This window comes from Stenotrophomonas sp. 28608_Sma (assembly GCF_056486185.1).
The window spans coordinates 3,870,159-3,895,514 of the sequence record NZ_CM151308.1 but is presented as its reverse complement, the minus strand read 5'-3'; the positions used below and the strand labels follow the sequence as shown (position 1 = coordinate 3,895,514).

Sequence of the window (25,356 nt, the reverse complement as noted above, 5' to 3'; positions counted from 1 at the left end):
GATTTTCACCGATGACGCCAGATACGGCAAACCTTAAATGCGAATGGGGTCAGATCCCTCTCCCGCAGGAAAAAGGATCTGACCCCACCAGGGAGTTGCCGGCCAGCGGCCGGCACTACCAGAGAGGCGCCCGCCAGCGCTTACCAGGTGTACTTGACCCGGCCGTACACGTACGCGCCGTTGAAGCCGAACGGCGAGTAGTTGCTGTACGGCAGCATGCCGAAGGTGGAGTTCTGCAGGTCTTCTGTGCGGTCCGGGTACTTGTCCAGCAGGTTGTCGGCGCCCACGGTCAGGGTCCAGTTGCTGCTCGGCTTGTAGCTGGCCGAGGCATCCACCACCCAGGCGTCGCCATAGGTCTGGTCGCGCAGTGCGGTGGCCGAGTTGCGCACGGTGAATTTGCCGTAGCGGGTCGCGGCCAGGCCCAGTTCCCAGTGGTCCGAACGCCAGGTGCCGCTCAGGATCGCCTTGTCGCGCGGATAGCTGTCCTCGATGCGGCCGATCTCATCGCGGCCGATCAGCGACTGGGTCAGGCCCAGCGTGCCGAACACCGCCGGGGTGCCGCCGACGCGGCGCACTTCGGTGTCGTTGTAGCTGTACGCGGCGGTCAGTTCCAGGCTGCTGGCGCTGAAGGGCACCGTGTAGCTGGACACGAAATCGACACCGCGGGTGCGCGTATCCAGGCCGTTGGTGAAGTACGAGAACGCGGTCACCTGCGGCAGGCCCAGCGTGCCCAGCAGCGCGCTGGTGGCGGCGTTGGTGGTGATGCTGGACGACAATGCGATGCGGTCATCGATGTCGATCTGGTAGGCGTCGACGGTGATGTACAGGCGGTCGACCGGCTGCAGCACCAGGCCCAGGCTGTAGGAGGTGGAGGTCTCGGCCTTCAGTGGCGAGGCGCCCAGCGCCTGCGCAGCCGGGCTGGTGGTCGGGAAGGTGCCGCGCTCGACGAACACGCCGTTGAGGAACTGGCTGGTGACCGCCTGGTAGCCCTGCTGCGCCAGCGACGGTGCACGGAAGCCGCTGGACGCGGTGGCCCGCAGCGCGACCTTGTCGGTGAACGCGTAGCGCGCCGACAGCTTGCCGGAGAAGCGGTCGCCGAAGTCCGAGTAATCCTCGTAGCGGCCGGTGATGCCGGCCGAGAACTTCTCGGTCAGGTCCGCTTCCAGACCCGCATAGACCGCGTAGTTGTGGCGGTCGGCATGCACTTCATTGGTCGGGGTGAAGCCACCGAAGCCCTGCGCGCCACTGCCGGTGTACGAGTTCAGCTCGCCCGGCTTCTGGTCCCACTTCTCCTTGCGGTATTCACCACCGAAGGACAGCGTGACCGGGTAGGCCAAGCCCCAGTCCAGCGACTTGGTCAGGTCGGCATTGAAGATGTCCTGCTGGTATTTCAGCGTGCCGTCGTAGAACGAGCGCGGGCTGGTTGCGCCGAGGCTGTAGTTGATGCTGTTGCGGGTGTGGAAGTCGAGGGTGTTCTCGCCGTGGTTCAGGCTCAGGTCCCAGGTCCAGCCGTTATCGGTGTTGCCCTTGACCCCGGCCACCAGCGAGCGGTCCTTGGAGTACTGGTTGATCTCCGGCACGAAGCCGTCCGGGTAGGTCTGCGCCAGCAGCGCGCTCTGCCCGCTGTGGTTGCGCGAGCGGTAGAACGCGAACGAGGTGATGTCGCGGTTGCTGAGCAGCGCGCTGGCGTAGCCGGTCACGCGGTCGCTGAAATCGAAGCTGGCGTTGACCGAAGCCGCAGTCGCATCCACGCGCGGGTCGCCGACGATGAAGGTCTTCTGGCCGATGCTCGGGAAGTTGCCGGTGTTCGGGGTGGCGCCGCGGTACGGGCCGGCGCGGTTGCTTTCGTCCTGCTGGCTGATCTGGCCGGCCACGCGCACGCGGCCACGGCCGTTGCCGAACTCGACGCCGGTATCGCCGGAGAGCTGGTACTTGTTGCCGTCACCGGCCGAGTACTGGCCGTAGTCCACCGCCAGGCTGCCGCCACTGCCGCTGCCCTTGAGCACGATGTTGATGACGCCGGCGATGGCGTCCGAGCCGTACTGCGCCGACGCACCGTCGCGCAGCACTTCCACGCGCTCGATGGCGGCGATCGGGATCGCATTGATGTCCACCGCCGACGAACCACGGCCGATGCTGCCGTTGACGTTGATCATCGCCGAGGTGTGGCGGCGCTTGCCGTTGACCAGCACCAGCACCTGGTCCGGTGACAGGCCGCGCAGCTGCGCCGGGCGCACGCCGCTGGTGCCATCGGTCAGCGCCGGGCGTGGGAAGTTCAGTGAGGGCAGGGCGCGCGACAGTGCGGTGGCCAGCTCGCTGGTGCCAGTGGACTGCAGGGCTTCTGGGGTGATGATGTCGATCGGCGACTGCGATTCGGCCACCGTGCGGTCGGCCACGCGGGTGCCGGTGACGATCACCGTGTCCAGGGTGTTGGCGGCGGTGCCGGCCTGCTGGGCAGCGGCAACGAACGGAGAGCCACCGAGTGCGACAGCGACGGCGGCGGCGATCAGGCTGGTCTTGCGGGTCATCGGGACGGAGCTCCGGTTGGCGGGGGCGGCACCGGAATCGACATCACGGGGGTGAGGCGGACGGCGGTTGTTGCGGTGCGCAAAGCAGGAATTAACGGGATATTCAGTGCGTGTCAAATGCCGGTCATCGGAAAAAACGTTGCAGCAGCAACCATTTAGCCCGGATCGGCACTGGCGGGGGAGGGAGCCCGGGACGCGCGCGGCAAGGACGTGGGAGAGAGGAACGCCGGCCGCCGCGCATCCCGGGACGCGTCAAGTATTCGTTAACGCTAGAATTGCGTCGCAGGAACAGTGCTCACCAGCACATTCCATCTGGTTATATGGACGCCTCCCCCGATGATTTCCCTTCGTAATTTCGCCTTGCGCCGCGGCGAGCGGCTGCTGTTGTCCAATGTCGACCTGACCCTGCACGCCGGTTACCGGGTGGGTGTGGTCGGCCGCAACGGTGCTGGCAAGTCCAGCCTGTTCGCGGCGGTGAAGGGCGAGCTGGAGGCGGACAAGGGCGATGTCGATCTGCCCGGCAAGGTGCGCATCGCCAGCGTCGCCCAGGAAACCCCGTCGCTGCCCGACCCGGCGCTGAGCTTTGTGCTGGGCGGGGATACCGATGTGGCTGCGGTACTGGCTGAAGAGGCTGAAGCAACCGCGCGCGAAGACTGGGAGGCGGTGGCCAACGCGCACACGAAGATGGCCGAGATGGGGGCCTACGACGCCGAAGCGCGCGCCGGCAAGCTGCTGCACGGCCTCGGTTTCCCGGCCGAGACCCACCACCGCGCGGTGTCCTCGTTCTCCGGCGGCTGGCGCGTGCGCCTGAACCTGGCCCGCGCGTTGATGATGCCAAGCGACCTGCTGCTGCTGGACGAACCGACCAACCACCTGGATCTGGACGCGGTGTACTGGCTGGAGCAGTGGCTGCTGAAGTATCCCGGCACCCTGCTGCTGATCTCGCATGACCGCGAGTTCCTCGACAACGTGGCCACCCACACCCTGCACCTGCACGGTGGCGGCGCCAAGCTCTATCCGGGCGGCTACACCGACTTCGAGCGCCAGCGCGCCGAACAGCTGCGCCAGCAGCAGATCGCGCACGAGAAGGAACAGGCCGAGCGTGCCCACCTGCAGAGCTTCATCGACCGCTTCAAGGCGCAGGCCAGCAAGGCCGCGCAGGCGCAGAGCCGCATGAAGCGCCTGGCCAAGCTGGCCGGCACCGAAGCGGTGCGTGCCGAGCGCGAATTCCGCATCGAGTTCGCGCCGCCGGCCAAGCTGCCGTTCTCGCTGATCCGCCTGAACCACGTCGAGGCCGGCTACGGCAAGGACGCGGTGATCCTGCACAACGTCGGCTTCGGCCTGGAAGCGGGCCAGCGCATCGGCCTGCTCGGCCCGAACGGTGCCGGCAAGACCACCCTGGTGAAGACCCTGGTGGGCGAGCTGGCGCCGATCGTCGGCGAGCGCATGGCGCATCCGGACCTGAAGATCGGCTACTTCGCCCAGCACACGGTGGAGTCGCTGCACGAAGGCCAGTCGCCGATGGAGCACTTCCGCGAGATCGCCCCGGACGCACCGAACCAGTCGTTCCGCGATTTCCTTGGCAAGTGGAACTTCCCGGGCGACCGCGCGTTCGAGCCGGTCGATGGCTTCTCCGGTGGCGAGCGCGCACGCCTGGCGCTGGCGCTGATCGCCTGGCAGCAGCCGAACGTGCTGCTGCTGGACGAACCGACCAACCACCTTGACCTGGAAATGCGCGAAGCGCTGGCCGAAGCACTGGCCACCTTCGAAGGCGCGATCGTGATGGTCTCGCATGACCGCCATCTGATCGGCCTGGTCTGCGATACCTACTGGCGCGTGGCCGATGGCGTGGTCGAGCCGTTCGACGGCGACCTCGACGCCTACGCGGCCTGGCTGCGCACCCGTCCGCAGGCGCAGGGCACCAAGGCGCGCATGGAACAGGTGGAAGAGCCGGTGGTGGTTAAGACCGCGCCGGTGGCGCAGGTGGTGCAGAAGAAGCCGGTGAACCCGCACAAGCTGGCCGCCGCCGAAGCCAAGGTGGCCGAGCTGGAAAGCGCCCTGGCCGAGCTGGACCGCCAGCTGGCCGACCCGGCCAACTACGCCGATGCCACCCGCATGGCGGTGATCGGCCGTGACCGCGAAACCGCTGCCGCCCAGCTGGAAAAAGCCGAGGCAGCGTGGATGGAGCTGCTGGAGTCCTGACCGGTAGTGCCGGCCGCTGGCCGGCAGCGCGATGCGCCCACAACGATCAAGGGGTTGCCGGCCAGCGGCCGGCACTACCTACGCGCCCTGTGCCTGCAGCCATTCGCGGAACCGCTTCGCCGGCTCACGCTCGGCACGCGAGCATGGCGGTGATCGGCCGTGACCGCGAAACCGCTGCCGCCCAGCTGGAAAAAGCTGAGGCAGCGTGGATGGAACTGCTGGAGTCCTGATCGGTAGTGCCGGCCGCTGGCCGGCAGCGCGATGCGCCCACGACGATCAAAAAGCTGAGGCAGCGTGGATGGAACTGCTGGAGTCCTGACCGGTAGTGCCGGCCGCTGGCCGGCAGCGCGATGCGCCCACGACGATCAAGAGGTTGCCGGCCAGCGGCCGGCACTACCTACGCGCCCTGCGCCTGCAGCCATTCGCGGAACCGCTTCGCCGGCTCACGCTCGGCACGCGAGCATGGCGGTGATCGGCCGTGACCGCGAAACCGCTGCCGCCCAGCTGGAAAAAGCTGAGGCAGCGTGGATGGAACTGCTGGAGTCCTGATCGGTAGTGCCGGCCGCTGGCCGGCAGCGCGATGCGCCCACGACGATCAAGGGGTTGCCGGCCAGCGGCCGGCACTACCTACGCGCCCTGTGCCTGCAGCCATTCGCGGAAGCGCCTGGCCGGCTCACGTTCGGCACGCGATCGCAACCGCGTCAGCCAGTAGCGCCCCAGCTCCAGCGTGGTGCTGAACGGCTGCAGCAAACGGCCTTCAGCCAACTCCTGCTCGAACATGCGCAATGGCAGCAGCGCCACGCCGGCACCACCGACCGCGGCCATCGCGACCGTCAACGAGGAATCGAATACCGGCCCGCGCGCTTCCACGCCGCTGACCCCGGCCGCCTGCAGCCAGCGCGGCCATTCGTCGCTGCGGTAGGAACGAAGCAGCGGCAGCGTGCCCAGGTCGCGTGGCTGTTTCAGCCGCCGCGCCAGCGCCGGTGCGCACAGCGGTGCAAACGGCGCGTCGAGGATCGCCGTGCACGCCTGGCCCTGCCAGTCGCCATCACCGAAGCGGATCGCCAGGTCCAGGCCCTCGCCGGCCAGATCGATGCGATTGTTGTGGGTCTGCAGTCGCAGCTCGATGTCCGGGTGCGCGGCCTCGAACGCAGCCAGCCGTGGCAGCAGCCAACCGGTGGCGAAGGTGCCGACCACGCCCAGCGTCAGTACTTCACGGGCCGGGCCACCGGTGTAGCGCGCGATGCTGGCCGAGATACGCTCGAATGATTCGTTGAGCACCGGATACAGCGCCGCGCCCTCCTCGGTGAGCGCCACGCCGCGCGGTAGGCGATGGAACAGGCGGATGCCGAGCCGGTCCTCCAGCCCGCGGATCTGGTGGCTCAGCGCGGCCTGGCTGACGCACAGCTCCAGCGCGGCACGGGTGAAGTTCTGGTGGCGTGCGGCCGCCTCGAAGGCACGCAGGGCGTTCAGCGGCAGGGTAGGGTGCAGCATCAGAGTAGTCGTGAGCCAGGGTGATGGCTGATCCTACCTTCCCAGTAGCTAGTTCAGAAGAATTAAAGGGTTGATTGCGACAGGCATTAATCCAGCTAATGCCTTCCGCTGATTTTTCGCGCTGGTCGCCTGCGTGCGAGGCTTCAATAATCGGGCGGTCCCCAGGAGAACCCCGCATGCTCGCCCGTCGCCGATTCCTGCAGTTCAGTGGTGCCGCTGTTGCTTCCTCGCTTGCCCTGCCGTTGCTGGCACGTGCGGCGGGCAAGACCACCGCCAGTGCACCGACTGATGCCGCCCTCACCGCCGCCACCGACTTCGCCGCGCTGGAAAAGGCCTGTGCCGGCCGCCTCGGCGTGACCCTGCTGGATACCGCCAGCGGCCGCCGCATCGGTCATCGCCAGGACGAGCGTTTCCCGATGTGCAGCACGTTCAAGAGCGTGCTGGCCGCCACCGTGCTCAGCCAGGCCGAGCGCAGGCCCGCGTTGCTGGACACGCGCGTGCCGGTGCGCGATGCCGACCTGCTCTCGCACGCGCCGGTCACCCGTCGCCACGCCGGCAAGGACATGACCGTGCGCGATCTGTGCCGTGCCACGATCATCACCAGCGACAACACTGCCGCCAACCTGCTGTTCGGCGTGGTCGGTGGCCCGCCCGCGGTGACTGCGTTCCTGCGCGCGAGCGGTGATGCGGTGAGCCGCAGTGATCGCCTGGAGCCGGAGCTGAACAGCTTTGCCAAGGGCGATCCGCGCGACACCACCACGCCGGCGGCGATGGCTGCGACCCTGCAGCGCGTGGTGCTGGGCGAGGTGCTGCAGCCGGCGTCGCGGCAGCAGCTGGCCGATTGGCTGATCGACAACGAAACCGGCGACGCCTGCCTGCGCGCGGGCCTGGGCAAGCGCTGGCGCGTCGGTGACAAGACCGGCAGCAACGGCGAGGACGCGCGCAACGACATCGCCGTGTTGTGGCCGCTGGCCGGCGGCACGCCCTGGGTGCTGACCGCCTACCTGCAGGCGGGTGCGATCAGCAACGAACGGCGTGCCACGGTGCTGGCGCAGGTAGGCCGCATCGCCGATCGGCTGATCGGTTGAGGTAACCGGGGTCATTCAGAAGTGGCTTGCCGGATCGGTTCGGCGCGCGCATCCTGCGCGCGTTCGAATCACACGGAAGTCCCCCATGAGCCATGAACTGATCTACCTGCTGCTGATCTTTGCGCTGCTGGTGATCCCGCGCGCGCTGCAGCGTTTCAGCCTGCCCGCGCCGCTGACCTGCCTGCTGTTCGGCATCATCGGCATGCTCTGGCTGGGCGACCAGGCGCACGACGCGGTGATCGGTCTGTTGGCCACGCTGGGCATTTCCTCGCTGTTCCTGTTCGCCGGCCTGGAAGTGGATCTGCAGGCGCTGCGCCGTGGCATGTGGCCGCTGCTGGCGCATCTGGTGATCCGTACCGGCACGCTGTTCGGTGTGGGCTGGCTGGCCTGGCGCTACGCGGGGCTGCCGTGGCAGGCCGCGGGCCTGCTGGCGCTGGCGCTGCTGACGCCGTCCACCGGTTTCATCATGGATTCGCTGTCGCGGCTTGGCCTGAGCGAGGACGAGCGATTCTGGGTGACCAGCAAGGCCATTGCCGGTGAACTGCTGGCGCTGGCCGCGTTGTTCATCGTGCTGCAGGCCGGCGACCCGGGGCACATGGCGCTGTCCAGCCTGGCGCTGCTGGCGATGATGGTCGGCCTGCCGCTGCTGTTCATCGCGCTGGGCCGCTGGGTGGCGCCGCACGCGCCGGGTTCGGAGTTCTCGCTGCTGGTCATGGTCGGCATGGTCGCGGCGTACATCACCTATCTGCTGGGTGTGTATTACCTGGTCGGTGCCTTCATCGCCGGCCTGGTCGCGCGCCTGCTGCACCAGCGCATGCCGCTGCTGGCCTCGCACGAGAACCTGCATGCGCTGCGCCTGTTCGCCTCGTTCTTCGTGCCGTTCTACTTCTTCAACGCCGGCACCAAGGTGCCCAGCGAAGCACTGAGCTTTGAGGCGCTGGGGCTGGGCATCGTGATCACCCTGGTGGTGCTGCCGCTGCGCATCGGCGTGGTCTGGCTGCAGCGTCGGGTGATGTTCGGCGAGAGCTTCCGCAGCAGCCTGCGGGTCTCGCTGGCGTTGGCCCCGACGCTGATTTTCACCCTGGTGCTGGCGGCGATCATGCGCGAGCGTTTCCAGATTCCGGCGGTGCTGTTCGGCGCGCTGCTGCTGTATGCCGCACTGACCACGCTGTTGCCGTCGCTGGTGTTCCGCACGCCGTTCGATGTCGATCCGGTTGAACAGGAACCTGCGGGTGAAGGCGAAGCCGCGCCGGTGGCGGCCACCGAAACCCTGCCAGCGGCATCTGCAGTCGATCGCTGAGCGGATGCTGCGCGTGCGGTTTGCGCACTTCGGCCATGGCCGTTAGGGTTGGGGCATGAAACTGCCTGCCGTTGTCACCGCTTCCGCCCTCCTGCTCAGCCTTGCTGCGTGTTCGCAGCGCTCCGATACGGTCGCCCATGATCTGGCGACCGCACCGGCCGATGCCTTCATGGCCGCCATCGCCGCGCATTGCGGCCAGGCTTACGCCGGCAAGGTGGTGGAGGACACGCCGGCACCGACCGGCAAGGATCCGTTCGCCGGGCAGCGCCTGGTCATGCATGTGCGCGGCTGTGCCGATCCGGCGCACGAGCTGCGCATCCCGTTCCATGTCGGCGATGACCACTCGCGGACCTGGGTGCTGACCCGTACTGAAACCGGCCTGCGCCTGAAGCACGACCATCGCCACGAAGACGGCAGCCCCGACGCGATCACCCTCTACGGTGGCGACAGCACGCCGCCGGGCACCGCCGAGCGCCAGCAGTTCCCCGCCGACGCCGATTCGGTGGCGATGTTCCGCCGCGCCGACATGCTGGCCTCCACGCACAACACCTGGGCGATGGAGATTGATCCCGACCAGACCTTTGTCTACGAGCTGACCCGCCCGGAGGGCCGCCGCTTCCGCGTGCAGTTCGACCTGAGCAAGCCGGTTGCCCTGCCGCCTGCACCGTGGGGCGACGACAAAGCGTCCGCCCCGTGATCCCAGGGTCGGATTCCTCCTGCGGAGGGCCTCGACCCCAGAAAGGCCCTCAGTAGATCCACACCATGCGTGGATGCGGGATACCGGACCGGGATCAGAGCCCTGGCCGTCGGCAAGGGATCCGGCCGTGTGCTTACCGCGTACCGAAACGCGCGCGGCAGCCATTGCTCACCCACACCTGGCCACGTGAGTAGCCCCAGCTGCGGCCTTCCTGGCAGGCACTGCCGGACAGCTGCTGCTGCAGCACCGGGCGGCCCTGACGCTCATCCCAGTCGCAGGTCTGCGAGCGGTTGTTGTTGCTGCTGCAGGTAACTGAGTAATTGCTGTTGCCGCCCCCCCAGCCACCGCCACCACCGCCCCAGCCGCGGGCTTCGGCGAATTCGGCACGGCAGCCGCCACTGACCCAGACCGCGCCGTTGCGCACGCCCCAGGTACGCCCTTCGTTGCAGGGGCTGCCGGACAGCTGGCGGACCAGGCGGGCATTGCGCCAGCCGACCGGGCAGCTGCGCTCGCGGTTGTTCTGGCTCTCGCAGCGGATGGTCTCGCCGGGCCGGCCGTTGTTGCCGCCCCAGCCACCGCCATTGCCGCCGCCCCAGCCACCGCGGGCCTCGACGAATTCCGCGCGGCAACCGTTGGTGACCCAGATGCTGCCGTTACGGCTGCCCCAGGTGCGTCCTTCATCGCAGTCCGAGCCGGACAGCTGGCGCACCAGCTGCGCATTGCGCCAGCCGGTGTTGCAGACCCGTTCGCGGTTGTTCTGGCTTTCGCAGCGGACCACGCCGCTCTGCGCATGCGCGGAAGGGGCGGGCAGGGCAAGGGTGCCCGCGGCACCCAGGCTGAGGGTTACGGCCAGGCTGGCCAGGGACAGCGGTTTCATGGCGGCATCCCATACGGTGGCAGGTGCCCGACTATAGGGAGGGGGGCGATCAAGCCGGTGTGACTGGCCGGATTTGCCCCGGCCGGGGCCTCGGCCGCAGAATACGAGGCTTTCCGGCCCCCATCCGGTGCCGGCGTTCTCCAGCGGAGCTTCCCCCCATGCGTACCCACTTCTGCGGCCTGGTCGATGAGACCCTGATTGGCCAGACTGTCACCCTCGCCGGCTGGACCGACGTGGCCCGTAACCAGGGCGGCGTCTGCTTCATCGATCTTCGAGATCATGAAGGCATCGTGCAGGTGACCGTGGAAGTCGACAACGCCGACGTGTTCGCCGTGGCCGCGTCGCTGGGCTACGAGGATGTGCTGCAGGTGGAAGGCGTGGTGCGTGCCCGCCACGCGGTGAACGACAAGATGCGCACCGGCAAGGTGGAAGTGATCGCCACCGCCATCACCGTGCTGAACAAGGCCGCGCCGCTGCCGTTCCACGCCCACGAGAATCCGGGCGAGGAAACCCGCCTGAAGTACCGCTACCTGGACCTGCGCCGCCCGGAAATGCAGCGCATGCAGCGCACCCGCATCAAGCTGGTGCAGGCCCTGCGCCGCCATCTGGACGAAAAGGGCTTCCAGGACATCGAGACCCCGATCCTGACCAAGGCCACCCCGGAAGGCGCGCGCGACTTCCTGGTGCCGGCGCGCATGCATCCGGGCGAGTTCTACGCCCTGCCGCAGAGCCCGCAGCTGTTCAAGCAGATCCTGATGGTGGCCGGCTTCGACCGCTACTACCAGATCGCGCGCTGCTTCCGCGACGAGGCCCTGCGTGCCGACCGCCAGCTGGAATTCACCCAGCTGGACATGGAATTCGCCTTCGTCCGCGAGCGCGACGTGCAGGATTTCGTCGAGGACATGATCCGCGCCATCTTCAAGGAAGTGGTCGACGTCCAGCTGGATGCCAGCTTCCCGCGCATGACCTGGGCCGAGGCAATGCGTCGCTACGGCTCGGACAAGCCGGACCTGCGCATCGCGCTGGAGCTGGTCGACGTGGCCGAGCTGGTCAAGGACAGCGAGTTCGCCGTGTTCACCGGCCCGGCCAATGATGCTGAGGGCCGCGTTGCCGCGCTGCGCATCCCGGGCGGTGCGTCGCTGTCGCGCAAGCAGATCGACGAATACGCCACGCATGCCGCCAAGTACGGCGCCAAGGGCCTGGCCTACATCAAGATCGCCGACAACGGCGAAATCAGCTCGCCGATCCAGAAGTTCTTCAGCGAGGAATCCTTCGCCGCGCTGGTCGCCCATGTCGGCGCCGGTAACGGTGACATCGTGTTCTTCGGCGCCGGTGGCTACAACAAGGTCTCCGACTTCATGGGCGCGCTGCGCCTGAAGGCCGGCAAGGACTTCGGCCTGGTCGCCGACGGCTGGGCACCGCTGTGGGTCACCGACTTCCCGATGTTCGAGTGGGACGAGGAAGAACAGCGCTACGTCGCCCTGCATCACCCCTTCACCGCACCGGCCGTGGACGACATCGCCGACCTGCGCGCCAATGCCCGTACCGCCGTTTCGCGCGGCTACGACATGGTGCTCAATGGCAATGAAATCGGCGGCGGTTCGATCCGTATCCATCGTCCGGACATGCAGAGCGCGGTGTTCGAACTGCTCGGCATCGGCGCCGAGGAAGCCCGCGCCAAGTTCGGCTTCCTGCTCGACGCGCTGAACTACGGCGCGCCGCCGCACGGTGGCATCGCCTTCGGCATCGACCGCATCGCCGCGCTGATGGCCGGCACCGAGTCGATCCGCGACGTCATCCCGTTCCCGAAGACCACCGGTGCCCAGGATCTGATGACCGACGCGCCGTCGCCGATCGTCGACGCGCAGCTGGCCGAAGTGCACATCCAGGTTCGCCCCAAGACCAACTGATCAGGAGATCCAGGCAATGACCGAGTTTGCGTTTTCGCTGGAGTGGGAAAAGCTGGGCAATGAAGGCTCCGAGGCCACCCTGGTCACCGAGCGTGCGCGCGTGTTCGGTGGTTGGCTGGTCCGCGTCGGTACCAATCCGGCGGCGATGGCCCTGACCTTCGTCGCCGACGGCGAGGGCCGTTGGGACGGTGAAGACTTCGGCGTCGAGGATTACGAGGACGACGAAGAGGAAGAGTACGACGAGGACGAGGAAGGCGAAGAAGAGGACGAGGACGAGGACGAAGAGGAATACGAGGAAGAGGACGAGGAAGAAGAAGCGGAATCGGAATCGGAATCGCCTGAAAAGGCTTGACCCGCGCTTCGCCCTGACGTCAACTTCCTGCATGTATTCGATCCGCCGCGCCACCGTGGACGACGCGCCGACCCTGTCGGCGCTGGCTGCCCGCACGTTCACCGAAACCTTCGGCCATCTGTATCCGCCGCAGGACCTGCAGGCCTTCCTCGAGGAGGCCTACACGGTCGAGCGCCAGCGCGTGATCCTGGCCCACCCCGATTACGCGGTGTGGCTGCTGGAGCTGGACGGGGAGGCGGTCGGCCATGCCGCCGCCGGCCCCTGTGGCTTGCCGCACCCGGACGTGAAGCCCGGTGACGGCGAACTCAAGCGGCTGTACCTGGTCAAGACGCAGCAGAGCTGCGGCTGGGGCAGCCGCCTGCTGGAAACCGCGCTGGCCTGGCTGGAACACGAAGGCCCGCGCACGCTGTGGCTGGGCGTGTGGTCGGAGAACTTCGGCGCACAGCGTTTCTACGCCCGCTATGGATTCGAGAAGGCCGGCGAGTACCTGTTCCCGGTCGGTGACACCCAGGACCTCGAGTTCATCCTGCGCCGCGCACCGCGCGCGACCTGACGTTCACCGCCGCTTGCTGCGCGCGCGTGTTCAATCACCGTACGTTTCCGCCCCGCTGACCGCCAGGCTGTTTGCATGACTCCCCCCGTATTGCTGCTGCATGGCATCTGGAATGCCCGTGCCTGGGTCGGGCCGCTGGCCTGGCGCCTGCGCGCGCGTGGTTTCCAGGTGCACGCGTTCGGTTACTCCTCGGTGTTTGGTGGCCCCGACGTGGCCGTGCCGCAGCTGCTGGAGCGGCTGGCCGATGCCGGCCCGTTGTCGCTGGTCGGCCACAGCCTGGGGGGATTGCTGGCGCTGGAGGCCTTGCGCCGCCAGCCGCAGCTGGATGTGCAGCGCGTGGTCTGCCTGGGCTCGCCGCTGCGCGGCAGTGGCACTGCGCGTTCGCTGTCCGAGCACGGCTGGGGCCTGGCGTTGGGGCGCAGCAGCGATCTGCTGCTCGATGGCCTGCCGGACTGGCAGGGCAGGGCCGAGGTTGGCCTGATCGCCGGTTCGGTGCCGCACGGCCTGGGCAGCCTGTTGGGCGCCATCGACGACGCCTCCGACGGTACCGTGGCCCTGGCCGAGACACGCCTGCCGGGCCTGGCCGACCATTGCGTGGTACGTACCAGCCACAGTGGCCTGGTGGTATCGCCCGATGCCGCGCGGCAGACCGCGCATTTCCTGCGCCACGGCCAGTTCGATCACAGCCGCGACGCCGCCGCTGCATGATTGAGTGGGTGCGACGGGCCTGCCTCGGTGGGTGCGAACCGTTGGTTCGCACGCTCTCCGCCGGGCATGACCTGGCGGCATCCCTCCGCCCTAGACACGGTTGCCGCCCCCGATCAGGTAGAATCCGCGCCTTGATCCTGAAGCAGCCAGACGGTAGCACCCATGGGTAGAGGCCCCTCCATCGAAGCCCGCAAGAACGCGTCCGACGCGAAGCGCGGCAAGATTTTCACCAAGATCATCCGCGAGATCGGCGTTGCCGCGCGCGGCGGTGGAGGCGACCCCAACAACAACCCGCGCCTGCGCGTGGCCGTGGACAAGGGCCTGGCCGTGAACATGTCCAAGGACGTGATCGAGCGCGCCATCAAGAAGGCTACCGGCGAACTGGAAGGCGTCGATTACGAGGAAATCCGCTACGAGGGCTACGCCCCGGGTGGCGTGGCCGTGATCGTCGACTGCCTGACCGACAACCGCGTGCGCACGGTGGCCGATGTCCGCCATGCGTTCAGCAAGTGCGGCGGCAACATGGGCACCGAAGGCTCGGTCGCCTTCATGTTCAAGCGCCTGGGCGTGCTCAGCTTCGCCCCGGGTGCCGACGAGGAAGCCATCACCGAAGCGGCCATCGAGGCCGGCGCCGATGACATCGTGGTCTACCCGGACGACGGCTCGATCGACGTGGTCACCAGCCCTGACGCGTTCAACGCGGTCAAGGATGCGATGGCCGCCGCTGGCCATGTCGCCGACCACGCCGAAATCACCTTCCGCGCGGACAACGACATCAAGGTCGAGGGCGAGGTTGCCCTGCAGGTCAAGAAGCTGCTGGACATGCTTGAAGACCTGGACGACGTGCAGGACGTGTACTCCAACGCCGAACTCGGCGCCGACGCCTACGCCTGAGCCGTCCTTGACGGCCTGGGCGCGGGCCGTTGAACGGTCACCGCGGACAGTCATGAGCCCATACGCCTGCCAGCGCCTCCCGTTCCGCCCCGCCAGGAGTGCAGCATGACCCGCATCCTCGGCATCGACCCCGGTTCGCAGCGGACCGGGGTCGGCATCATTGATGTCGACGCCACCGGCCGCGTCAGCCACGTGCACCACCAGCCGCTGGTGCTGCTCGGCGCCGACGATTTCCCGCAGCGCATGAAGCTGCTGGTGCTGGGCCTGGCTGACCTGTGCCGCGAGTACCAGCCGCAGGAAGTGGCCATCGAACGCGTGTTCATGGCGCGCAACCCCGATTCGGCGCTGAAGCTGGGCCAGGCCCGTGGCGCGGCGATTTCCGCCGTGGTGCTGCGTGACCTGCCGGTGCACGAATACGCCGCCAGCGAGATCAAGCTGGCGGTGGTCGGACGCGGTGGCGCCGAAAAGCAACAGGTTCAACACATGGTCGGGCTCATGCTCAACCTGAAAACCAAGCTGCAGGCCGACGCGGCCGACGCGTTGGCAGTGGCGATCACCCATGCCCACGTAAGGGCAACGGCCAACCGCCTGGGGCTCAGTGCCCGCCAGGCGTGGGGCCGCAAATGAGGAGCTGCACGCAATGATCGGTCGACTGCGCGGCATCGTCGCCTACAAGGCGCCGCCGTGGCTGGTGGTGGACGTGAACGGAGTGGGCTACGAGCTGGAGGCGCCGATGAGCACCTTCTACGACCTGCCCGAGCTCGGCCGCGAGGTCACCCTGTACACCCATTACTCGCAGAAGGAAGACAGCGTCTCGCTGTACGGCTTCCTGCGCGAAGGTGAGCGGCGCCTGTTCCGCGACGTGCAGAAGGTCAGTGGCATCGGCGCGAAGATCGCGCTGGCCGTGCTGTCCGGCGTCACCGTCGAGGAATTCGCGCGCATGGTCCAGGCCGGTGACATCACCGCGCTGACCCGCATTCCGGGCATCGGCAAGAAGACCGCCGAGCGCATGGTGCTGGAGTTGCGCGACCGCGCCGCCCAGTTCGGTGCCGGCGGCGCGCTGCCCACCGGCAGCGGCCCGGCCCCGGCCGATCCGCTGTCCGATGCCACCGTGGCCCTGCAGCAGCTGGGCTACAAGCCGGCCGAAGCGGCGCGCATGGCCCGCGATGCCTTCAACGAAGGTGACGAAGTGGCCACCGTGATCCGCAAGGCGCTGCAGTCGGCGCTGCGCTGACCCGCTTTCCTTTCCTCCAACGAACCGCCTGAGCCCCGCCAGGAGTCCCATGTCCAGCAGTCAAACCCCGCACGCAGCTGCCCCAGGCGGCCACGGTCACGCCCCTCCAGCCGGAGGCCTGGCGCTGATCATCGGTGCGATCGGCGTGGTCTTCGGCGATATCGGTACCAGCCCGCTGTACACCCTGAAGGAGGCGTTCTCGCCGCACTACGGGCTCAACAGTGACCACGACACCGTGCTGGGCGTGCTGTCGCTGGCGTTCTGGGCGTTGAACATCGTGGTCACGCTGAAGTACGTGACCATCATCATGCGCGCCGACAACGACGGCGAGGGCGGCATCATGGCGCTGATGGCGCTGACCCAGCGCACGCTGCGCAACGGGTCGCGCTCGGCCTATGTGGTCGGCATCCTCGGCATCTTCGGTGCCTCGCTGTTCTTCGGCGATGGCGTGATCACCCCCGCGATATCGGTGCTGGGTGCGGTGGAAGGCCTGGAAGTTGCCGCGCCAGGACTGCACGCCTTCATCGTGCCGATCACCGTGGTGGTACTGCTGGCCGTGTTCGCGGTACAGCGCTTCGGCACCGCGAAGATCGGCAAGCTGTTCGGGCCGATCACCTCGATCTGGTTCATTTCGCTGGCGGCGATCGGCATCTACAACATCGTCGATGCACCGGAAGTGCTGAAGGCGTTCAACCCGTGGTGGGCAATCCGCTTCTTCATGGAGCATGGCTGGCACAGCATCTTCATCCTCGGTGCGGTGGTGCTGGCAGTGACCGGCGGTGAGGCGCTGTACGCCGACATGGGCCACTTCGGTGCCAAGCCGATCCGCCACGCCTGGTACTTCTTCGTGCTGCCGTGCCTGGTGCTGAACTACCTGGGGCAGGGTGCGCTGGTGCTCAACCACCCCGAGGCGGTGAAAAATCCGTTCTTCGAAGCGGTGCCGTCGTGGGCGCTGTATCCGATGATCATCCTGGCCACCATGGCCGCGGTGATTGCTTCGCAGTCGGTCATCACCGGCGCGTTCTCGGTATCGCGCCAGGCCATGCAGCTGGGCTACATCCCGCGCATGCGCATCAAGCACACCTCGCACGACACCATCGGCCAGATCTACATCCCGGGTATCAACTGGGGCATCGCGGTGATGGTGATCGGCCTGGTGCTGGCCTTCCGCAGCTCCTCCAACCTGGCGGTGGCCTACGGCATCTCGGTGTCGGCCACCATGCTGATCGACACCCTGCTGCTGGCCCTGGTGGCGCGCTCGCTGTGGCCGAAGGCGCGCAAGTGGATCCTGCCGCTGTGTGTGGTGTTCTTCGTCATCGACCTCGGCTTCGTCATCGCCAACGGCGCCAAGCTGCTGCAGGGCGCCTGGTTCCCGGTGGTGCTGGGCATCTTCCTGTTCACCATGATGCGCACCTGGCGCCGTGGCCGCGAGCTGCTGCGCGATGAGATCCGCAAGGACGGCATCCGCCTGGACACCTTCCTGCCAGGCCTGATGCTGGCGCCGCCGGTACGCGTGCCGGGCACCGCGGTATTCCTCACCGCCGACCCGACCGTGGCCCCGCACGCGCTGATGCACAACCTCAAGCACAACAAGGTGCTGCACGAGCGCAACGTGTTCCTGCACGTGGAAACCCTGCCCATTCCCTATGCGATGGAAGGGCAGCGGCTGAAGATCGAATCGGTGGGCGACGAGTTCTATCGCGTCTACGTGCGCTTCGGTTTCATGGAGACCCCGGACGTGCCGCTGGCGCTGATGCGCTCGTGCGACCACGGCGGCATCTACTTCGACCCGATGGACACCACCTTCTTCGCCAGCCGCGAAACCATCGTCGCCACCGCCAACCGCGGCATGCCGATCTGGCGCGACAAGCTGTTCGCGCTGATGCACAGGAACGCCGCTCCGGCCACGGGCTTCTTCCGGATTCCGGGCAACAGATTGGTGGAACTGGGCGCGCAGGTGGAGATTTAATCTCCACCTGCGCTACGTCCCACGATTTGCTGCGCAAACCGTGGGTCCCGCGCGCATTCCACCTTATCCCCGCGCCTGTCGGCGCGCCCCCTTGAAACGCAGGCGCCTTGGGCGCCGGCGTTCCGCGCATTCCACCTTATCCCCGCGCCTGTCGGCGCGCCCCCTTGAAACGCAGGCGCCTTGGGCGCCGGCGTTCCGCGCATTCCACCTTATCCCCCCGCCTGTCGGCGCGCCCCCTTGAACAACAAGGGGGCTCCACTTGCGGAGGCGCCGCGCGCTTGAAGCTTGGCCCACTCTGCTCTCCAGTTTCCTCCACGCCTGGATCTACCGTGCCGACCAACGGTCGGCACCCACCAAAGCAGAACGCCGTTCCGACAGGCCGCAGGAAACTGTCGAAGGCGGGGTGGGTCCGGGGGCGTGAGCCGCATGGGCCCGAGGCATGCCTCGGGCGGGTTGGGCAGGACGCCCAACCCCGGTCTTGCCGTGTGCGCAGGATTGCGCACACGAGCAAGCGGCGACCGAGCTTACATGGGTGAGGGCGCTTTGCTTGCGAAGCACTGCTTCGCAAGCGCCCGAACGCACAGCCGCCAGCGGCTGGGCCGGGCCCCGGAGGGGTACTTGCAGCGTTCCCCGCAAGCGGACCCACCCCGCCATTCCCCAGGAACTCAGCTTTGGCTGTTGCTCCGGCCGTTGCAGTTGCCTCTGCGGGTGCCGGGCGCAGCCCGGCCGAAACGCGCGCTTTTGCCGCATAATCAGCACATGACCGACGACCGCATCATCGGCGCCGGCGCCACCCGCGAGGATGACGCCGCCGACGCCAGCATCCGCCCCAAGCGCCTTGCCGACTACCTCGGCCAGGTGCCGGTGCGCGAGCAGATGGAGATCTACATCCAGGCGGCCAAGGGGCGCGGCGACGCGCTCGACCACGTGCTGATCTTCGGGCCGCCCGGCCTGGGCAAGACCACCCTCAGCCATGTCATCGCCAACGAGCTGGGCGTGGCCCTGCGGGTCACCTCCGGCCCGGTGATCGAGAAGGCCGGCGACCTCGCCGCGCTGCTGACCAACCTGCAGCCGCACGATGTGCTGTTCATCGACGAGATCCATCGCCTGTCGCCGGTGGTGGAGGAAGTGCTGTACCCGGCGATGGAAGATTTCCAGATCGACATCATGATCGGCGAGGGCCCCGCCGCCCGCTCGATCAAGATCGACCTGCCGCCGTTCACCCTGATCGGTGCCACCACCCGTGCTGGCCTTCTGACCGCGCCGTTGCGCGACCGCTTCGGCATCGTCCAGCGCCTGGAGTTCTACAGCGTCGAGGAGCTGACCCGGATCGTGCGCCGCTCGGCAGCCATCCTGGCCATCGACTGCACGGCCGATGGGGCAGGGGAGATCGCGCGCCGCGCGCGTGGCACCCCGCGTATCGCCAACCGCCTGCTGCGCCGCGTGCGCGACTATGCGCAGGTGAAGGCCGGCGGCCACATCGACGAGGCCGTGGCCCAGGCTGCGATGAAGATGCTCAAGGTTGACCCGGAAGGCTTCGACGAGCTTGACCGGCGCCTGCTCAAGACCATGGTCGACTACTTCGATGGCGGCCCGGTCGGCATCGAATCGCTGGCGGCGGCGCTGTCTGAAGAGCGCGGCACGCTGGAAGACGTGGTCGAGCCGTACCTGATCCAGCAGGGCTTCCTGGTGCGCACCGCGCGTGGCCGCATGGCCACCCACAAGGCCTACCGGCACATGGGCCTGAAGCCGAAGAACCCGCCGCAGGACCTGTTCGCGGAGGTTCCCGATGTCGGTTGAGCCCCGATTCAGTTGGCCGACACGCATTTACTGGGAAGATACCGACGCAGGTGGCGTGGTCTACCACGCCCGCTACGTGGCCTTCATGGAACGGGCCCGGACCGAATGGATGCGTGCGCTGGGCTACGGCCAGGAGCGCATGCGCGCCGAGCACGGGATGGTCTTCGCGGTGCGCTCGATGCAGATGGATTTCATCAAGCCGGCACGGCTGGATGACACCCTGCAGGTGAGTGCCCGCCTGGTCCAGCTGAAGAAGGCCAGCATGGTCTTCGACCAGCAGATCCTGCGCGACGGCGAGCTGCTGCTGTCGGCGCAGGTCCGCATCGCCGCACTGGAAGCGGCCAGTTTCCGCCCGCGTGGCATGGACGAGGCCGTCCTTGCCGTGCTGCAACCCCACCTCCACCCCGAATCCGAACACTGAGGAACAACGGATGATCGCAACGCTCCTGGCCCTGCAGGCCACGGTCACCGAGGCACTGCCGGCCGACGTCAGCAATGCCGCGACACAGACCCTTGCCCAGGCCACCACTGGCGGCGGCATCAACTACCTCGAACTGATGGCCAAGGCCAGCCTGCCGGTGAAGATCATCGTGCTGCTGCTGCTGGTCGGCTCGTTCGTCAGCTGGGTGATCATTTTCCGCAAGGCCCGCGTGTTCAAGCAGGCCACCCGCGAAGCCGACGAGTTCGAGAACCGCTTCTGGTCCGGTGCGGACCTGGGCAAGCTGTACAGCTCGGCCACCGACCGCAGCCGCAATGTCGGCGGCCTGGAAGCCATCTTCGAAGCCGGCTTCCGCGAGTACACCCGCCTGCGCGACAAGCGCCGCCTGGACGGTCGTGCCCAGCTGGAAGGCGCACAGCGTGCCATGCGCACCACCTACACCCGCGAAGTGGACCAGCTTGAGCGCAACCTGGAACTGCTGGCCAACATCGGCTCGACCGCGCCTTACGTGGGCCTGGTCGGTACCGTGTTCGGCATCATGGTGACCATGCACGACATGATCAGCAGCGGTGCGCAGGCCGGCATCGCCGCCGTCGCGCCGGGCATCTCCGAGGCACTGTTCGCCACCGCCATCGGCCTGTTCGTGGCGATCCCGGCGGTGTGGGCCTACAACCGCTTCACCACGCGCGTGGAGCGCATGTCGGTGCGGTTCGAGACCTTCGCCGAAGAGTTCAGCTCCATCCTGCAGCGCCAGAGCGCTGGCGACGAGTAAGCGCCTGACCCGGGAGTCCAAGCCATGTCCGCTGCCATCGGTCGCCGCAAGCGCCGCAAGCTGAAATCGGAAATCAACGTCGTTCCCTACATCGACGTCATGCTGGTGCTGCTGATCATCTTCATGGTCACCGCACCGCTGCTCACCCTGAGCTTCGACGTCGACCTGCCGCAGTCCAACGCCAAGGCGCTGGAGAGCAAGCAGGATCCGGTGATCGTCTCGGTGCGCCAGGACGGCCAGCTCAGCCTGAAGCTGCCCGACGCCAAGGACCCGACCGCCGTGTCGGCCGAGGAACTGGAAGGTCGTCTGGCCGGCATCGCCGCCCAGGACAAGGGCGTGCGCGTGATCGTCGCCGCCGACCGCGCCGTGGCCTATGAAAAGGTCATTGCTGCAATGGATGTGATCAAGCGCGCCAAGGTAGACAAGGTAGGCCTGGCCACCGATGCACGCTGACGCCCTGCCACCCCCGCATCAGCGCGAACCCGGCTGGGGCTTGCCCCTGGCGCTGGCGTTGCTGGTGCACCTGCTGGTCGCGCTGGTGTTCATCGTGGCCTGGTTCTGGTCGCCCGAGCGCAACACCGATGCCGCCGCCGGCGACCCCTCGGTCGAGGCCAGCCTGGCGCTGTCCTCGTCCGAGGCCTCCGCCGCGCGCCAGGCCCTGCGCCAGTCGGAGAAGCTGGAGGACCTGCCGCCGCCAGTCGCCGAGCCGATCCCGGTGCCGGAAGACACCATCCCGCCGCCGCAGCCGATTCCCGAGCCGCGCCCGCAGGACGCCCCCACGCCCCAGCAGCAACAGGCGCAGGAGCGTGTCGCGCAGCCGGACACCAAGGACCAGGAAGCGGTGAGCGCGCTGGCCATCTCGCAGGAGAAGGCCAAGCAGGAACAGGAAGCCAAGCGCCGCCAGGAACAGATCGACCTGACCGAACGCAAGCGCCAGGAAGAAGCGGAGCAGAAGCTGCGCCTGGCCAGGCAGCAGGAAGCGGACGAAAAGAAGAAGCAGGCCGAGCAGGAGCGCGTGGCGGCTGACAAGGCCGAGGCCGAGAAGCAGAAGAAGATCGCCGAGATCCGCGCCCGCCGCGAGCAGGCCGAGAAGGAAGCCAAGCTGGCCGAGCAGAAGCTGCGCCAGGTGGCAGCCGCGCGTAATGCTGCCGGCAGTGCCGCTGCCGGTTCCAGCGGTGCCTCCCAGCCGGCCGCCGGTGGCGGTGGCAACAGCGATGATCTTTCGGCCAAGTACGCGGCCGCGATCCAGGCCAAGGTGCTGTCGCAGTGGGTGCGCCCGGATACGGTGCCGCTCGGCCAGCGTTGCCAGATCACCATCACCCAGATTCCGGGGGGCACGGTGATGCAGGCCAAGGTCAGCCCGAACTGCCCGTACGACGAGGCCGGCAAGCGTTCGATCGAGGCCGCCGTGCTCAACGCGCAGCCGCTGCCGTACCGCGGCTTCGAGTCTGTGTTCGCACGCACGCTCAACTTCACCTTTACTGCCCAGGATCGCTGAGGCGGGCAGGGCAAGGTGGCTCTCGGGTCACCTGCGCCCACGGATGTCGCGCTTGCCTCTGGCGGGCCCGGTTTCAGCCGGGCAGGCTGGGGGCTGCTGTGGAATACCACCCTGCGGGGCGGTGTGGCCGGGGCAGGCGGTGCGATGTTAGCCACGACGTTAACGGTGCGTGAGAGGACGGGCTGGAACTGACCCGGAATTCACGTACCCTTGGTTCATGATTGCGAAGCGGTTCACTCCCGCTTTGCTATCCCTCGTTCCGGTTTCCCCCTATTGAGCGCTCCATGAAAAAGATGCCTCGCTGGCTTGCCGTGTTTGCGGCCCTGTTGCTGCCCTTTGCTGCCGTCGCGCAGCAGAAGGGGCTGGATATCGACATCATCGGCGGCAATGCCTCCGCGCTGCCGATCACCATCGTGCCGATGCCCTACCAGGGTTCGGCGGCTGCACCGCAGACCGACGTCGCCGGCGTGGTCCGCGCCGACCTCGAGCGTTCGGGCCAGTTCCGCACGCTGCCGGAAGCACAGATCGTCGAAAAGCCCGTGCGGGGCGGCGACATCCAGTTCGCCACCTGGCGCGCGCTGAAGCAGAACTACATCGTGGTCGGCCGCGTGCTCGACGCCGGTGCCGGCGCCTACCGTGTCGAGTACGAACTGTTCGACGTACCGAAGGGCGAGCGCCTGCTGGGCCTGGCGATGACCGCCCGTGGCAACGCCATGCGTGACGTCGCCCACCAGATGGCCGACGCCATCTACGAGAAGATCACCGGTGTGCGCGGCGCCTTCTGGACCCGCATCGCCTACGTGACCGCCAGCGGCAAGGGCGACGCCATGCGCTACGCGCTGATGGTGGCCGACTCCGATGGCTACAACCCGCAGACCATCGTGCGTTCGGCCGAGCCGCTGCTGTCGCCGTCGTGGAGCCCGGATGGCAGCAAGCTGGCCTACGTCAGCTTCGAGCGTGGCAATTCGGCCATCTACATCCAGAACATCGGCACCGGTGCGCGTGAGCTGGTCACCAGCTTCCGCGGCATCAACAGCGCCCCGGCGTTCTCGCCGGACGGCCGCAAGCTGGCCCTGACCCTGTCGCGTTCGGGTAACCCGGAAATCTACGTGATGGACCTGGGCAGCAAGCAGCTGACCCAGCTGACCAACCACTTCGCCATCGATACCGAGCCGACCTGGGCACCGGACGGCAGCGCGGTGTACTTCACCTCCGACCGCGGCGGCCGTCCGCAGGTCTACAAGGTCGGTGCGGGCGGCGGCAGCGCCGAGCGCGTGACCTTCCAGGGCAACTACAATGCCAAGCCCTCGGTGTCCTACGATGGCAAGAAGATCGCCGTCGCCCAGGGCTCGGGCAACAGCTACAAGATCGCGATGATGGACAGCTCGCTGGGTTCGCCCCGCTGGAGCACGCTGTCCCCGGGTTCGCTGGATGAATCTCCGAGCTTTGCGCCCAACGCAAGCATGGTGTTGTACGCCGCCCGCGAGGGTGGCCGTGGTGTGCTGTACGCCGTTTCTGCCGATGCGCGCGTGCGCCAGCGGTTGGTTCTGGCTGACGGAGATGTGCGCGAACCGGCATGGTCCCCATACCGTACCCAGCGCTAAAAGAGTGTTAATATTTTCGCTGTCTTGAACCCCTCATCGGCCTAGGAGCCACAAAGGTATCGCCATGAACAAGTCCACCCGCGTTCTGCTTGTTTCCCTGCTGTCTGTGGCCGTCCTGGCCGGTTGCTCGAAGAAGGTGAAGGAAGAGCCGGCAGCCCCGGTTGACACCGGCACCTCGACCACCACCCCGACCGCTCCGTCGACCTCCGGCCTGTACGGCCCGGGCGACCTGGACACCGACGCTTGCCTGCGCCAGCGCGTTGTCTACTTCGACCTGGACAAGGAAGACGTGAAGCCGGAATTCCAGGCCATCATGGCGTGCCACGCCAAGTACCTGCGTGACCGTCCGTCCTCGCGCATCACCCTGCAGGGCCACACCGACGAGCGCGGTTCGCGCGCGTACAACCAGGCCCTGGGCGAGCGTCGTGGCAACGGCGTCAACTCGGCCCTGCAGGCCAACGGTGGCTCGGCTTCGCAGCTGACCGTCGTGTCCTACGGTGAAGAGCGTCCGGTCTGCACCGAGTCGAACGAGTCCTGCTGGTCGCAGAACCGTCGCGTCGAAATCGTCTACACCGCGCAGTAATCCATGCGTATTGGCATCAAACTGATGCTGGTCGTTGCGGCAGCCCTCGTGGCTGCCGCACCGGCGCATGCACAGCGACAGAGCCTGGCCGACCGCGTTGGCGCGATCGAGCAGCAGATGTACAACAACAGTGCCAACCAGGACCTGTTGAACCAGATCAATCAGCTGCGGCAGCAGGTCACCAGCCTGCAGGCCTCGATCGAGCAGTTGCAGCACGACAACGCCCAGCTCAAGCAGTCCGCCCAGGACCAGTACCTGGATCTGGACAGCCGCCTGAACCGGTTGGAAGGGGGCAATGCCGCCCCGGCCCTGCCGCCCGTTCCGGCGAGCGCGCCGAAGGCCGCCCCGGCCCCGGCAAAACCCGCAGCGGCGGCCACTTCCGAGCGGCCGCCTTCCGTCCATGGTGATGCCGGCAGCCTTGCCGCCACCGGCGACGAGCGCACCTCCTACAACGTCGCCTTCGATTCGCTGAAGGCCGGCAAGTACGATGATTCGGCGCAGCTGTTCCTGAGCTTCCTGCAGCTGTACCCGAACGGCGTCTACGCGCCGAACGCGCTGTACTGGCTGGGCGAGAGCTACTACGCCACCCGCAATTTCCCGATGGCAGAGACCCAGTTCCGTGAACTGCTCTCGCGCTATCCGACCCACGACAAGGCCGCTGGCGGCATGCTCAAGGTCGGCCTCTCGCAGTATGGCGAGGGCAAGGTCGACCAGGCCCAGCAGACGCTGGAGACCGTCGTGGCGCAGTACCCCGGCTCGGACGCCGCGCGCACCGCGCAGGACCGCCTGCAGTCGATCCGCCTCGGCAAGCAGATCCGCTGATCCGCTGACCGGGCGTACAATGGGTGCCCTGT

Annotated in this window: 23 protein-coding genes; 20 read left to right on the top strand and 3 right to left on the bottom strand. The window is 67.4% G+C overall.

Going from position 1 to position 25,356, the window contains the following annotated elements:
• Positions 1-140: 140 nt before the first annotated feature.
• Positions 141-2,528 carry a TonB-dependent receptor plug domain-containing protein gene (locus ACZLHH_RS18430; RefSeq protein WP_478478726.1) on the bottom strand — a complete coding sequence of 796 codons (2,388 nt, stop codon included), beginning with the start codon at positions 2,526-2,528 and terminating at the stop codon, positions 141-143.
• A gap of 336 nt (positions 2,529-2,864) precedes the next feature.
• Here ACZLHH_RS18430 and ACZLHH_RS18425 point away from each other — a divergent pair, with 336 nt between their 5' ends.
• On the top strand, positions 2,865-4,730 hold the full coding sequence (locus ACZLHH_RS18425) for an ABC-F family ATP-binding cassette domain-containing protein (RefSeq protein ID WP_132810663.1): 1,866 nt from the start codon (positions 2,865-2,867) through the stop codon (positions 4,728-4,730).
• Between the two features lie 627 nt (positions 4,731-5,357).
• Here the strand turns inward: ACZLHH_RS18425 and ampR are convergent.
• Positions 5,358-6,224, bottom strand: coding sequence for a LysR family transcriptional regulator AmpR (gene ampR / locus ACZLHH_RS18420; RefSeq protein WP_071229666.1), 867 nt, complete (start codon positions 6,222-6,224; stop codon positions 5,358-5,360).
• Between the two features lie 176 nt (positions 6,225-6,400).
• Between ampR and blaL2 the strand changes: the two genes are divergently transcribed.
• The 3 genes from blaL2 (at position 6,401) to ACZLHH_RS18405 (ending at position 9,309) form a co-directional block, all read left to right on the top strand.
• Positions 6,401-7,312 (top strand): L2 family extended-spectrum class A beta-lactamase, encoded by a 912-nt coding sequence (gene blaL2 / locus ACZLHH_RS18415; protein ID WP_180844948.1) that lies wholly within the window; start codon positions 6,401-6,403, stop codon positions 7,310-7,312.
• Positions 7,313-7,397: 85 nt separating this feature from the next.
• The gene (locus ACZLHH_RS18410) at positions 7,398-8,612 is read left to right on the top strand and encodes a cation:proton antiporter (RefSeq protein ID WP_032128538.1); all 1,215 of its coding nucleotides are present in this window, start codon (positions 7,398-7,400) and stop codon (positions 8,610-8,612) included.
• A 55-nt stretch (positions 8,613-8,667) separates the two neighbouring features.
• Complete coding sequence (locus tag ACZLHH_RS18405) at positions 8,668-9,309, top strand: hypothetical protein (protein ID WP_049422905.1); 642 nt, start codon at positions 8,668-8,670, stop codon at positions 9,307-9,309.
• Positions 9,310-9,442: 133 nt separating this feature from the next.
• Here the strand turns inward: ACZLHH_RS18405 and ACZLHH_RS18400 are convergent, their stop codons facing one another.
• A complete protein-coding gene (locus ACZLHH_RS18400) occupies positions 9,443-10,186 on the bottom strand; it encodes a DUF3011 domain-containing protein (protein WP_032128536.1) in 744 nt (247 codons plus the stop codon).
• Positions 10,187-10,344: 158 nt separating this feature from the next.
• On the opposite strand from ACZLHH_RS18400, the gene aspS reads away from it, so the two are divergent.
• The 16 genes from aspS (at position 10,345) to ybgF (ending at position 25,324) form a co-directional block, all read left to right on the top strand.
• Complete coding sequence (gene aspS, locus ACZLHH_RS18395) at positions 10,345-12,096, top strand: aspartate--tRNA ligase (RefSeq protein ID WP_107431470.1); 1,752 nt, start codon at positions 10,345-10,347, stop codon at positions 12,094-12,096.
• 16 nt (positions 12,097-12,112) lie between these two features.
• The gene (locus ACZLHH_RS18390) at positions 12,113-12,448 is read left to right on the top strand and encodes a DNA primase (RefSeq protein ID WP_180844949.1); all 336 of its coding nucleotides are present in this window, start codon (positions 12,113-12,115) and stop codon (positions 12,446-12,448) included.
• Positions 12,449-12,479: 31 nt separating this feature from the next.
• Positions 12,480-13,001, top strand: coding sequence for a GNAT family N-acetyltransferase (locus ACZLHH_RS18385; RefSeq protein ID WP_107431468.1), 522 nt, complete (start codon positions 12,480-12,482; stop codon positions 12,999-13,001).
• A 75-nt stretch (positions 13,002-13,076) separates the two neighbouring features.
• Positions 13,077-13,709 carry an esterase/lipase family protein gene (locus tag ACZLHH_RS18380; protein ID WP_032128532.1) on the top strand — a complete coding sequence of 211 codons (633 nt, stop codon included), beginning with the start codon at positions 13,077-13,079 and terminating at the stop codon, positions 13,707-13,709.
• A 162-nt stretch (positions 13,710-13,871) separates the two neighbouring features.
• Positions 13,872-14,603, top strand: coding sequence for a YebC/PmpR family DNA-binding transcriptional regulator (locus ACZLHH_RS18375; RefSeq protein WP_032128531.1), 732 nt, complete (start codon positions 13,872-13,874; stop codon positions 14,601-14,603).
• 105 nt (positions 14,604-14,708) lie between these two features.
• Complete coding sequence (gene ruvC, locus ACZLHH_RS18370; protein ID WP_032128530.1) at positions 14,709-15,230, top strand: crossover junction endodeoxyribonuclease RuvC; 522 nt, start codon at positions 14,709-14,711, stop codon at positions 15,228-15,230.
• 13 nt (positions 15,231-15,243) lie between these two features.
• Positions 15,244-15,837 (top strand): Holliday junction branch migration protein RuvA, encoded by a 594-nt coding sequence (gene ruvA, locus ACZLHH_RS18365; RefSeq protein ID WP_005410756.1) that lies wholly within the window; start codon positions 15,244-15,246, stop codon positions 15,835-15,837.
• Positions 15,838-15,886: 49 nt separating this feature from the next.
• Positions 15,887-17,806: a potassium transporter Kup gene (locus ACZLHH_RS18360; protein ID WP_032128529.1), complete on the top strand. Its 1,920-nt coding sequence runs from the start codon at positions 15,887-15,889 to the stop codon at positions 17,804-17,806.
• 759 nt (positions 17,807-18,565) lie between these two features.
• Complete coding sequence (gene ruvB / locus ACZLHH_RS18355) at positions 18,566-19,606, top strand: Holliday junction branch migration DNA helicase RuvB (RefSeq protein WP_010481595.1); 1,041 nt, start codon at positions 18,566-18,568, stop codon at positions 19,604-19,606.
• Positions 19,596-20,027 (top strand): tol-pal system-associated acyl-CoA thioesterase, encoded by a 432-nt coding sequence (gene ybgC, locus ACZLHH_RS18350; RefSeq protein ID WP_071229045.1) that lies wholly within the window; start codon positions 19,596-19,598, stop codon positions 20,025-20,027. The genes ruvB and ybgC overlap by 11 nt, the downstream gene beginning before the upstream one ends.
• Positions 20,028-20,037: 10 nt before the next feature.
• The gene (gene tolQ / locus ACZLHH_RS18345) at positions 20,038-20,817 is read left to right on the top strand and encodes a protein TolQ (RefSeq protein WP_006438802.1); all 780 of its coding nucleotides are present in this window, start codon (positions 20,038-20,040) and stop codon (positions 20,815-20,817) included.
• Between the two features lie 24 nt (positions 20,818-20,841).
• The gene (tolR, locus tag ACZLHH_RS18340) at positions 20,842-21,270 is read left to right on the top strand and encodes a protein TolR (protein ID WP_049400778.1); all 429 of its coding nucleotides are present in this window, start codon (positions 20,842-20,844) and stop codon (positions 21,268-21,270) included.
• Positions 21,260-22,315 (top strand): cell envelope integrity protein TolA, encoded by a 1,056-nt coding sequence (tolA, locus tag ACZLHH_RS18335; protein WP_180844950.1) that lies wholly within the window; start codon positions 21,260-21,262, stop codon positions 22,313-22,315. The genes tolR and tolA overlap by 11 nt, the downstream gene beginning before the upstream one ends.
• Positions 22,316-22,599: 284 nt before the next feature.
• Positions 22,600-23,919: a Tol-Pal system beta propeller repeat protein TolB gene (gene tolB / locus ACZLHH_RS18330; RefSeq protein WP_032128528.1), complete on the top strand. Its 1,320-nt coding sequence runs from the start codon at positions 22,600-22,602 to the stop codon at positions 23,917-23,919.
• A 64-nt stretch (positions 23,920-23,983) separates the two neighbouring features.
• Complete coding sequence (pal, locus tag ACZLHH_RS18325) at positions 23,984-24,502, top strand: peptidoglycan-associated lipoprotein Pal (protein ID WP_032128527.1); 519 nt, start codon at positions 23,984-23,986, stop codon at positions 24,500-24,502.
• Between the two features lie 3 nt (positions 24,503-24,505).
• Complete coding sequence (gene ybgF / locus ACZLHH_RS18320) at positions 24,506-25,324, top strand: tol-pal system protein YbgF (RefSeq protein WP_180844951.1); 819 nt, start codon at positions 24,506-24,508, stop codon at positions 25,322-25,324.
• Positions 25,325-25,356 lie beyond the last annotated feature (32 nt).